Source organism: Micromonospora sp. NPDC003944, from assembly GCF_053605225.1.
The window spans coordinates 136,567-146,938 of record NZ_JBSGIV010000007.1 but is presented as its reverse complement, the minus strand read 5'-3'; the positions used below and the strand labels follow the sequence as shown (position 1 = coordinate 146,938).

The 10,372-nt window shown below is 70.6% G+C and carries 5 protein-coding genes, 2 tRNA genes and 1 pseudogene; 6 read left to right on the top strand and 2 right to left on the bottom strand.

The annotated features are described in order from the left end of the window. Positions 1 to 116: pseudogene (locus tag ACWER9_RS05610) on the bottom strand (hydroxymethylbilane synthase); the annotation flags it as partial. Between the two features lie 18 nt (positions 117 to 134). Here ACWER9_RS05610 and gyrA point away from each other — a divergent pair. The 5 genes from gyrA (at position 135) to ACWER9_RS05585 (ending at position 5,339) form a co-directional block, all read left to right on the top strand. Beyond that, positions 135 to 3,917 carry an intein-containing DNA gyrase subunit A gene (gyrA, locus tag ACWER9_RS05605; protein WP_452300645.1) on the top strand — a complete coding sequence of 1,261 codons (3,783 nt, stop codon included), beginning with the start codon at positions 135 to 137 and terminating at the stop codon, positions 3,915 to 3,917. Positions 3,918 to 3,921: 4 nt separating this feature from the next. Then, complete coding sequence (locus ACWER9_RS05600) at positions 3,922 to 4,830, top strand: DUF3566 domain-containing protein (protein WP_452300644.1); 909 nt, start codon at positions 3,922 to 3,924, stop codon at positions 4,828 to 4,830. Between the two features lie 152 nt (positions 4,831 to 4,982). Next, positions 4,983 to 5,056 (top strand) — tRNA-Ile (locus tag ACWER9_RS05595). 42 nt (positions 5,057 to 5,098) lie between these two features. Further along, complete coding sequence (locus ACWER9_RS05590) at positions 5,099 to 5,227, top strand: DLW-39 family protein (protein ID WP_209444550.1); 129 nt, start codon at positions 5,099 to 5,101, stop codon at positions 5,225 to 5,227. Between the two features lie 36 nt (positions 5,228 to 5,263). Further along, positions 5,264 to 5,339 (top strand) — tRNA-Ala (locus ACWER9_RS05585). Between the two features lie 62 nt (positions 5,340 to 5,401). On the opposite strand, the gene ACWER9_RS05580 is transcribed toward ACWER9_RS05585, so the two are convergent. Further along, entirely contained in the window at positions 5,402 to 9,859 is a 4,458-nt protein-coding gene (locus ACWER9_RS05580) for an HAD-IC family P-type ATPase (RefSeq protein WP_452300643.1), read from the bottom strand. 218 nt (positions 9,860 to 10,077) lie between these two features. On the opposite strand from ACWER9_RS05580, the gene ACWER9_RS05575 reads away from it, so the two are divergent. After that, on the top strand, positions 10,078 to 10,338 hold the full coding sequence (locus tag ACWER9_RS05575) for a hypothetical protein (RefSeq protein ID WP_452300642.1): 261 nt from the start codon (positions 10,078 to 10,080) through the stop codon (positions 10,336 to 10,338). Positions 10,339 to 10,372: the final 34 nt, after the last annotated feature.

The window sequence follows — 10,372 nt, the reverse complement described above, 5'->3', positions numbered from 1 at the left end:
GGTGCGCTGCACCCGGCCTCCAGGGTTGCCAGAAACGCACGTTCCGCGGTGACCGCGGCACGCGACGGTGCGTGGTCGAGCACTGCGAGCAGCTCAACCAGGAAAAACGACTCTGAGTCTGATAAGGGTATACAGTGACCGATTCTCCCGAGTCCACACCGAACGAGCCTGAGGTCCCCGCCGAGGCCATCGCCGCGGTGGTCGCGCACGACCGGATCGAACCGGTCGGGCTCGAGGTGGAGATGCAGCGCTCCTACCTCGACTACGCGATGAGCGTCATCGTCGGGCGAGCGCTGCCGGATGTCCGGGACGGCCTCAAGCCGGTCCACCGCAAGATCCTCTACGCGATGTTCGACTCCGGCTACCGTCCGGACCGCGGCTACGTGAAGTGCTCCCGTGTCGTCGGTGACGTGATGGGCCAGTTCCACCCGCACGGCGACTCGGCGATCTACGACGCGCTGGTCCGGATGGCACAGCCCTGGTCGCTGCGCTACCCGCTTGTCGACGGCAACGGCAACTTCGGTTCGCCGGGTAACGACCCGGCTGCGGCGATGCGCTACTGCGTATCTGGAGATGTTCGGATTCGTACCGCCGAGGGCAGCGTGCGGATCGCGGACGTGGTGGCCGACGCAGCACCGTCCAGCGAGACCGACGTCGACCTGAAGGTCCGCGACCGCAATGGCGACCTGGTCCGCGCCAGCAAGTTCTTCCACTCCGGCGAGCACCCGACGCTGCGGCTGCGCACCCGCGAGGGGTACGAGCTGACCGGCACCCACAACCACCCAGTGCTCTGCCTGGTGGACGTCGCCGGCGTGCCGACCCTGCTGTGGAAGCTGCTGGCCGAGATCTCCCCCGGTGACCGGGTGGTCCTTCAGCGCAGCGTGCCGGACGAGATCGGCTACCCGATGCTGGAGCACGTCGAGGCGGCCGTCCTCGCCGGTGCCTTCGTCAGCGAGGGTTGGGTCTCCCCGAGCCGCGCCGGATTCAACAACGTCGACCGGGAGTTCTTCGTCCGCGTCCTCGCGGCGTACGACCTTGCCGTTGGCGGGCCTCGTTACGTCAGTGAGCGAGTAATCGCCTCCGGCAGCACCCTGCACGAACTCGACGTGCAGGATCTCACCGCGCTGCATAACAGCGTTCTTGGCGATCTCATGGGTGCGCGCAGCGCCGCTAAGTTCGTTCCCGAGTTCGTCTGGCAGGGGCCGGCCGCGATCAAGCGGGCATTCCTCCAGGCGCTGTTCGAGGGCGACGGCTCGTCATCGCTGCTGCCGCGCAACACCATGCAGATCTCGTACTCGACGCGCAGCGAGCGGTTGGCCACCGAGGTCCAGCAGTTGTTGCTGGAGTTCGGCGTGATCAGCCGGCAGACCCGCTACGACGACGGCGAGATCAAGGTCGTGGTGACCAACCGCCGCGACGCCCGGATCTTCGCCGCGCACGTCGGGTTCCTCGGCCGCAAGCAGGCCAAGCTGGAGGCCGAACTGGCCCAGGTGCCGGCGAGCAGCACCGCGCTCTCCAGCGACCACGTGCCGCTTGTCGCTGACTTCATCCGCGAGCACGGCGCGAGCCGATGGACCGAGCGGGACTGGCTGCGTCGGCACAACGTGGACCGGGTCGAGCGGTGGGAACGGGACCGCGACGAGATCGCCGCCCGGATCACCAACACCGAGGTGCTCGACGTGGTCGAGCCGTTGGTCGACGGTCGGTTCTACTACGCCGAAGTGGCGCAGATCACCGACGGCGGTGTGCAGTCGGTCTACAGCGTCCGGGTCGACACCGACGACCACTCATTCGTCTCCGATGGTTTCGTGAGCCACAACACCGAGTGCAAGCTCGACCCGCTCGCCATGGAGATGCTGCGGGACATCGACGAGGACACCGTCGACCTGCAGGACAACTACGACGGTCGGGCCAAGGAGCCCACCATCCTGCCGTCGCGGATCCCCAACCTGCTGGTGAACGGCTCCGAGGGCATCGCGGTCGGCATGGCCACCAAGATCCCCCCGCACAACCTGCGCGAGATCGGCGCGGCGGTGCAGTGGTGCCTGGAGCACCCGGAGGAGGACGAGGAGACCACCCTCGAAGCCCTGCTCGGCATCGTCAAGGGCCCGGACTTCCCGACCCACGGTCTGATCGTCGGCACCACCGCGATCCAGGACGCGTACCGCACCGGTCGCGGCTCGATCCGGATGCGGGCCGTGGTGGAGGTCGAGGAGGACAAGCGGGGCCGCCCCTGCCTGGTCGTCAGCGAGTTGCCCTACCAGGTCAACCCGGACAACCTCGCCGAGCGGATCGCCGAGCTGATCAAGGAGGGCAAGCTCGCCGGGATCGCCGACATCCGCGACGAGTCGTCCGGGCGTACCGGCATGCGGATCGTGCTGGTGCTCAAGCGCGACGCGGTCGCGAAGGTCGTGCTGAACAACCTCTACAAGCACACCCAGCTCCAGGAGACGTTCGGCGCGAACATGCTGGCCCTGGTCGACGGGGTGCCGCGCACGCTGAACCTGGCGCAGTTCATCCGCTACTACGTCGAGCACCAGATCGACGTGATCCGCCGGCGGACCGCGTTCCGGCTGCGCAAGGCCGAGGAGCGGGCGCACATCCTGCGCGGCCTGGGCAAGGCGCTGGACGCGCTTGACGAGGTGATCGCCCTGATCCGGCGCTCCCCGACGGTGGACGACGCCCGCCAGGGCCTGATCCGGCTGCTCGACATCGACGAGATCCAGGCGACCGCGATCCTGGACATGCAGCTGCGCCGGCTCGCCGCGTTGGAGCGGCAGCGGATCGTGGACGACCTGGCCAAGCTCGAGCTGGAGATCGCCGACCTCAAGGACATCCTCGCCAAGCCCGAGCGGCAGCGGAAGATCGTCTCGGAGGAGCTGGGCGAGATCGTCGCCAAGTGGGGCGACGACCGCCGGACGCAGATCATCCCGTTCGACGGCGAGGTCTCGATGGAGGACCTCATCGCCCGCGAGGACGTGGTCGTCACGATCACCCGCACCGGGTACGCCAAGCGGACCAAGGTCGATCTGTACCGCTCGCAGCGCCGCGGTGGCAAGGGCGTCAGTGGCGCTACGCTGCGGCAGGACGACATCGTCAGCCACTTCTTCGTCTGCTCGACCCACGACTGGATCTTGTTCTTCACGAACAAGGGCCGTGTCTACCGGGCCAAGGCGTACGAGTTGCCGGAGGCCAGTAGGGTAGCCAAGGGCCAACACGTGGCCAATCTGCTCGCCTTCCTACCCGACGAGCAGATAGCGCAGATCATCGAGATCCCGAACTACCAGGTAGCCCCCTATCTGGTACTGGCCACGAAGAACGGCCTGGTGAAGAAGACGCGGCTTGAGGAGTTCGACTCCAACCGTTCCGGCGGCATCATCGCGATCAACCTGCGCGATGAGGACGAGCTGGTCGGTGCTGCGCTCGTTGCCCCGGAGAACGACCTGCTGCTGGTCTCGAAGAAGGCGCAGGCGATCCGGTTCAACGCCTCGGACGAGGCGCTGCGGCCGATGGGCCGGGCCACCTCGGGCGTGATCGGCATGCGCTTCACGGACGACGACGTCCTGCTCGCCATGGAGGTCGTGCGGGAAGGTTTGGACGTTCTGGTGGCCACGAACGGGGGATACGCGAAGCGGACCCCGATCGAGGAATACCCGGTGCAGGGCCGGGGAGGTAAGGGCGTGTTGACTGCGAAGATCACCGAACGGCGCGGTGGTCTGGTTGGCGCGGTGGTGATCGATCCGGACGACGAGCTGTTCGCGATCACCAGCAATGGTGGTGTCATTCGGACTCCGGTGAAGCCTGTACGCCGTACGCGTGACCGGAACACAATGGGGGTCAAGCTGATGGACCTCCCGGACGGCGTGACTATCGTGGCGATTGCTCGCAATGCCGACGAGCCTGACGAACAGGACTAGTTGAATGACGGAGACACAGGCGAAGTCGGGGAACACGGGGACCTCGGCCAACCCGGTCGACGAGGAGGCCGCCAAGGGCGGCACACCAGCGACCGGCCGCGCGGCCGTGGGCCGGGCGACCGTCCCTGCCGATGCGCCTGCCCCGAAGTTCACCAGGGCTCCAGGCATGACACCCCCGCCAGAGCAGCCGGGCGAGGACAGCGGAGCGGGCGACAAGACCGAGGCGTCAAGCGCCGAGGCGCCGACGTCGGCCGCCGCCAACCCTCCGGGCCCGGCGGCGGCACCCTCGGCCCGTCCGGCGACCACCCAGCCGATCGGTCTCCGGGCCGGTCAGGCGGCGTCGACCGGGTCCACCGGCACCCAGCCGCGGATCACGCCCGGGATGACCCAGCCGCAGTCGGACGCGGCGCGTACGGCCGCCGGCCGCCCGGCCAGTGGCGGTGGCCTGCCACCGGGGATCGGCAACGCGTCCGCTGTCGGGGCAGCCCGCGTCGGTGACGCGGTGCGCGCGGCGCGTACGTCGGTCAGTTCGGCTGCCTCCCGTGGGCCGCGCCGGGCCCGGCTGAACCTGAAGCGGATCGACCCGTGGTCCGTGATGAAGTTCGCGTTCGCGGTGTCTGTGGTGCTCTTCATCGTCGTGGTGGTCGCCACGTCGGTGCTCTACCTGGCGTTGGACGCGATGGGCGTGTTCCAGAGCGTCAACGAGAGCCTGAGCGATCTGGTCAACGCCGGCGGTGGGCAGAGCACCAGCGGCTTCCAGATCACCGCCAAGGGCGTGATCCTCAGCTCTGCGCTGATCGGCCTGGTCAACGTGGTGCTGTTCACCGCGCTGGCAACCCTCGGCGCGTTCGTCTACAACGTCTGCGCCGACCTGGTCGGCGGGATCGAGCTGACCCTCGCCGAGCGGGACTGAGCCACCGGGACGCCGGGGCACCGCGTAAAGCGGTCGCTCCGGCGTCCCGTACTCGGGTAGGTTTTTGCAGACGGCGACGGGCCCGGCTCGCAGGCTCGGACCCCGATTTGGGGCCGGCCGAGCGGATGGGTTAATCTTGCTCGTCGCAACGCGGGGCTATAGCTCAGTCGGTTAGAGCGCAGAGCTGATAACTCTGAGGTCGATGGTTCGATTCCATCTAGCCCCACCGCATGTCGTCCGACGATAGTCGAGCGCGAGGGGTCGCCCCATGTTCAAGAAGCTGCTGATTCTGGCTGGTGTCGTCGGTGTGGCCGCCGTCGTGTTCAACAAGATCAAGGCGTCGAACGACGAGCGTGCCCTGTGGCACGAGGCGACCACCGCGCCCGACCTGCGCTGACGCCCGGCCGGGCGACGAGCATTCGACGCCCACCACGGGGCCCTAGCTCAACTGGCAGAGCACTGCCTTTGCAAGGCAGGGGTTAGGGGTTCGAGTCCCCTGGGCTCCACCAGCACTCTCATTGGCCGAGCGCTCTTTCGCGCGCGCGTAGGGCGCGAGGTGGAGGCGCGGTGGTCAGTCCGCTCCCTGCCCGTCTGGCGAGGGCCGAGGGGTGTCGGACCGGGCCTCCGGGAGATGCTCCACCAGCTTCGTGAGCGCGCCGTTGGCGAAGGTCGCGCCGAGCGCCGAACCGGCGCCGATGGTCCAGCCGATCGGTCCGAGCGGCGTGCAGCCGAAGAACTGGCTCACCCCCGGCGTCTGCACCACAACGACAAGCACGCCAAGTGACGCCGCCGTGGAGGCCAGCACGGTCGGGCTGGTGCCGCCGGCCAGGATGGTCTGCCCGAGTTGGGTGCCGACCAGCGAGACCAGGGCGACCGTGCCGGCCCGTTGGCGGCTTCCGGTGTAGCGGGCAAGCGTCCAGCCTGCGGTCGCGCCGAGCGTGGTGGCTGCCGCCCGCAGTCCGATCTCCCGGGTGAGGCTCTCACCGAGGGCGGTGTCCGGGCCTTCCCGCAGCAGCGCGTCGGTGCGGTCCGAGGCGGGTGGCCGGACCGCGATGGCCAGCGCCGGTGCCAGGTCGGTAAGCAGGTTGACCAGCAGCAGTTGTCGTCCGGTGAGCGCGGAGCGGCCGGTCGCCGCGGCGGTGAGCACACTGAACGCGATCTCGCCGAGGTTGCCCCCGACGAGGATGCTGAGCGCGTGCCGCACCGACGACCACATCGCCCGGCCTTCGATGAGGGTGGCGATGATGGTTTCCAGCCGGTCGTCGGTGACCACGAGGTCGGCTGCGGCGCGGGCGGCCGGGGTGCCCCGTTGGCCGAGGGCGATGCCGACGTCGGCCAGCCGGATCGCCGGTGCGTCGTTGGCACCATCACCGGTCATCGCCACGGTCCGCCCGCACTTCTGCAGAGCCTGGATGATCCGCACCTTGTGGGCCGGGGTGCAGCGGGCCACCACGTCGGTGTTGGCCAACCGCTCGGCGAGCGCGTCGTCGTCCAGCTTGTCGAGTTCACCGGCGGTGACCACTCGCTGTTCGTCGTGCTCGCTGATGGTGGCGGCGATCGCCTCGGCGGTGGCCGGGTGATCACCAGTGATCATGATGGTGTGCACGCCGGCCTGCCGGATCCGGCGTACCGCCGGGGCGGCGCTCTCCCGCACACCGTCGGCGAGGGCCAGGAAACCCACGAAGGTCAGCCCCCGAACGTCGGAGTCGGTCACCTTCGGGTCGTCCACCGGGCACTCCGCGACGGCCAGGATCCGGTTGCCCGCACCGGCCCGGTCGGCGAGTATCTGCTCCAGCTCCGCCCGGCCCGTGTCGTCAAGCGGCTCCTGACGGCCGTCGGTGCGCCGGGACGAACAGCGCGGCAGCACCGTCTCCGGAGCACCCTTGACGCTCAACAACAGGTGACCGTCGGTCTGCCCGACGCTCGCGTGGTAGCCCCGGGACGGCTCGAACGGTAGCCCCCCGGCAGCGCGCCATCCGGCGGCCCCGGTCTGCTCCACCACCCCGGCCTCCCCGGCACCTCGCCGGACCGCCCGGTCGGTCTGCAACGCCAACTCCTCCGGATTCTTCGCGGCGGGGGTGGCCCGCAGCGCCGCGGCAAGCGTCATCCGGAGTCGGTCGTCAAGCCGGTCCAGCGGGGCGTACCGGTCGCCGACGCTGTCGCCGACCCCGGCGAGCAGCAACTGCCCCTCGGTGAGGGTGCCGGTCTTGTCGAAGCACAGCACGTCCACCCGGCCCAGCGCCTCGATCGTGCGTGGGTTGCGGACCAACGCGCCGTGCTCGGCCAGCCGCCGGGCCGCAGCCAGTTGCGCCGCGCTGACCAGGAACGGCAACCCCTCCGGCACCGACGCCACGGCGAGGTTCGCGGCGGTCGCCGCCGTCTCGGCAAGGGGTACGCCCCGAAGCAGGCCCGCGCCGGCCACCGCCACCGCGGAACCGGCCGCCAGCGGGATGGCGGCGCTCGTCAGCGAGCCGAGCCGAGCCTCCACCCCACTTGTCGGGGGTGCCTGCCGTACCAGGGCCAGGCTGCGTCCGGCCTCGGTGTCGTTGCCGGTCGCCACCACCACCGCGGTGCCGTGCCCGGCGGCGACTGTGGTGCCTTCGTAGAGCATCGAGTGCCGGTCGGCGATGGCGGCGGCGACCACCGGCCGGTTGGACTTGGCGACCGGAAGCGACTCGCCGGTCAGCGACGACTCGTCGGCCTCCAGACCCACCGACTCGAGCACCCGGCAGTCGGCGGGTACCGAATCCCCCGGTTCGAGGGCGATGACGTCCCCGAGGACCAGGTCTTCGGCGGCGAGAACCTGCTCGGTGCCGTCCCGACGGACCCGTGCGGTCACCGCCGACCGCGACAGCAGCTCCGCCAGTGACCTCTCCGTGTTGCGTTCGTGTACCGCGCCGATCAGGGCGGACCCACCGACCACACTGCCCACGAGCGCGGCGTCGACGAGTGAGCCGAACGACGCGGAGAGCACCGCCCCGGCCACCAGCACCGGGGTGAGCGGGTTGGACAACTCGTCCACGAAGGCGCGCAGCAGCCCGCCGCTCCCGTGTGCACCGCTGCCGTCACCGGAGCCGTGGCGTCGTCGCTGTGCTTCGGCGCTGGCCAGGCCGTTCGGGGTGGAGCGCAGGTGGTCGAGCACGGTGCCGACGGGCATGAGGTGCCAGGCGGTCGCCACGGGCGCCGGGGTGTCCGACTGGTCGTGCAACCGGCGGGCCTGCCAGACCCCGTTGGCGAAGGCCAACCCGGCCGCGCCGTTGACCGCGACGAGCGCCCGGTGCGGTAGCTGGGGTGGTGGAGCGGTAAACGCCCCAAGTGCCCCGAGGCCGGTGCCGGCCATGGCCAGCCGGATGTTCTGCTGGGCCGTGCGTCGGGCCACCCCGGTCGCCTCGATCACCAGCGCCACCACCCGCAGGTCGGCACCGACAAGCAGGTGCGCGCCCCACGGCGGCAACTCCTCCGGCGCGGCGAACCCGAGACCGCAGTCGGACGCACCGAGCGCCTTCCGGTCCGCGGAGACCAGCATCACCACCGCGCCGTCGCGTTGCAACGCGCGTACCGACTCGGCCAACTGGTCCCCGCCGGGGAGGATCGTGTCGGCGAAGCCGTACCGCTGCTCGTCGCCGCCGGCTACGACGAGCCGCAGGCCGGCATGTCGGGCGGCGGCGGGCAGACCGTCGACGCCGGGTGCGGGCTCCGGCTCGACCCGCAACAGGGCGGTGAGCCGGTCGCCGTGGGCGAGCCCGAGGAGGTGGCCGCCGGCGGAGCGCAGCCGGGCCGCGTCCGGAACGTCGTCCGGGTCGTACGCGGGCAGCCGGTCGGGCGGCCCGAGCCGCCAGCCGTCCTCCGTCCGCGAAGCGGTCGGGTCGTCCGGGTCGAACAGCGCGAAGGCCCGCTCGGCCACCTCGTCGACGTCCGCGCCGGATGCCGGCGCCAGATCGGCGAGTACGCCCCGGTCCGAGCCGAGCACCGCGGCGTCGAGCACGAGCGTGTCGATCCGGTCCAGTTCGCGCAGCACACTCCGGTCCATCGCGATCACTCCGCGCCGGGCCAGCATCCGGCCGAGCTGGGCCGCGTACCCCTCGCGACCGCTTCCGGGTGCCTTGGGTAGCGCGGACAACCCCAGCGCGGCGGCCCGCTTCGGCCCGGCGAACGGCACCGTGGCCGCACCGGCGGCAGCACCCGCGGCGAGCATGCGGTTGATGTAGCGCTCGACCGGGCCGTCCGGCTTCGGACGGGGGCGTTCGATCACCGGCCAGCGGGCGGTGGCGCGTTCCGCGTCGCCGGTCAGTCGCGGCTCGGCCCGCTCCCAGGCGGCGAGTTGGGCCCGTGCCTCACCCCACTGCACCACCCGCTGCGCGCCGTCCAGGACGATCCCCGTCCACCGACCGGTCAGGCCCTGCACCACCGCCTCGGCGAGCGGAAACAGGATGTCGGCGCGCGGGTCGGAGCGCAGCCGTTTGCCGATGAACCCGTGCAACTTCGGCTGCAGGTCCACGGCGGAGAGCAGGCCGGACACCTCGCCCGGCAGCGGTGCGAACGGCAGCACCCGGGTGGCCGCCGAGATCGTCAGGCCCAGCGCGTCCGAGGCGAGCGCGCCGAGGGTGCGCGGGGTTCGTGGCCCTTCCTCCGGTGGGTGCGGCGGTGGAATCTCCGGGTCGGGTTCGTGGTCACAGGTCCGCTCGACCCGGTCGATCGTGGCGATCAGGTCGCGCAACCTCGGCTCGGGGGCCTGGACGGCGACCACCACCCGACCGGAGGGTGCGTTGACCCGGGCCCAGGCCACCCCGGGCATCTGCTCCAGGGCGCCCTCCACCTGACGGGCCAGCCGGTTGCCGCCGTCCTGGCAGACGCCGTGCACCTCGATGTGGTGCCGGCCCGGTCGGGACCAGACCCGACGCCGGGTCAGCCCGGCCGACCGGGCCAGCCGGGTGGCGGCCGAGCCGACCGTCCGGGACGCCTCGCCGACCAGGTGCGGCACGCCGAAGGACGGCAGGATGCGGCCGGCAGCGCGACCAGCCGCCGTCATCGAGGCGTACGGCTGGACGGGCGCCGGCCCGGCTCCCTGTTGCCGCTCGTCCTGACCTTGGCCATGTCGTCCTCCCACCGCGCTCACGTCCGGCGGCCTGGCTTCCCGACCTGCCATCCGTTATGCCCCCTGAGCGGTGGAATTTTCCGCTGTCTCGGGTGCATGGACGGGGTGGGCCGTGGAAACCGACGACCATCACCGGACATGGGGAGGCCGGCATGAGCACGCTGACGCGACATCTCAACGGTTCGCGGGAGAACGTCCAGATGTACGACCGGCGGCTGCACCTGCCGATGCTCGGCGAGGTGGCGGTGCCGCCCCCGGACAAGGTCGTCTACTACGCCGGGCTCGGGGTGCTCGCCGCACTACAGGTCATCGAGTGGCCGATCGCTGTGGTGATCACCGCTGGCCACCTGCTGGCGGACCAGCATTTTTCCGGGCTGGTGCGCGGTGTCGGGGAGGCGTTGCAGGACGCCTGACGAGAGCCGGGTCACCTGATGGTTGACGTGAATC

Coding starts and splice junctions, on each gene's coding strand:
- ACWER9_RS05600 (WP_452300644.1), top strand. CDS start 3,922: ATGACGGAGACACAGGCGAAGTCGGGGAACACGGGGACCTCGGCCAAC.
- ACWER9_RS05590 (WP_209444550.1), top strand. CDS start 5,099: ATGTTCAAGAAGCTGCTGATTCTGGCTGGTGTCGTCGGTGTGGCCGCC.
- ACWER9_RS05580 (WP_452300643.1), bottom strand. CDS start 9,859: ATGACGGCGGCTGGTCGCGCTGCCGGCCGCATCCTGCCGTCCTTCGGC.
- ACWER9_RS05575 (WP_452300642.1), top strand. CDS start 10,078: ATGAGCACGCTGACGCGACATCTCAACGGTTCGCGGGAGAACGTCCAG.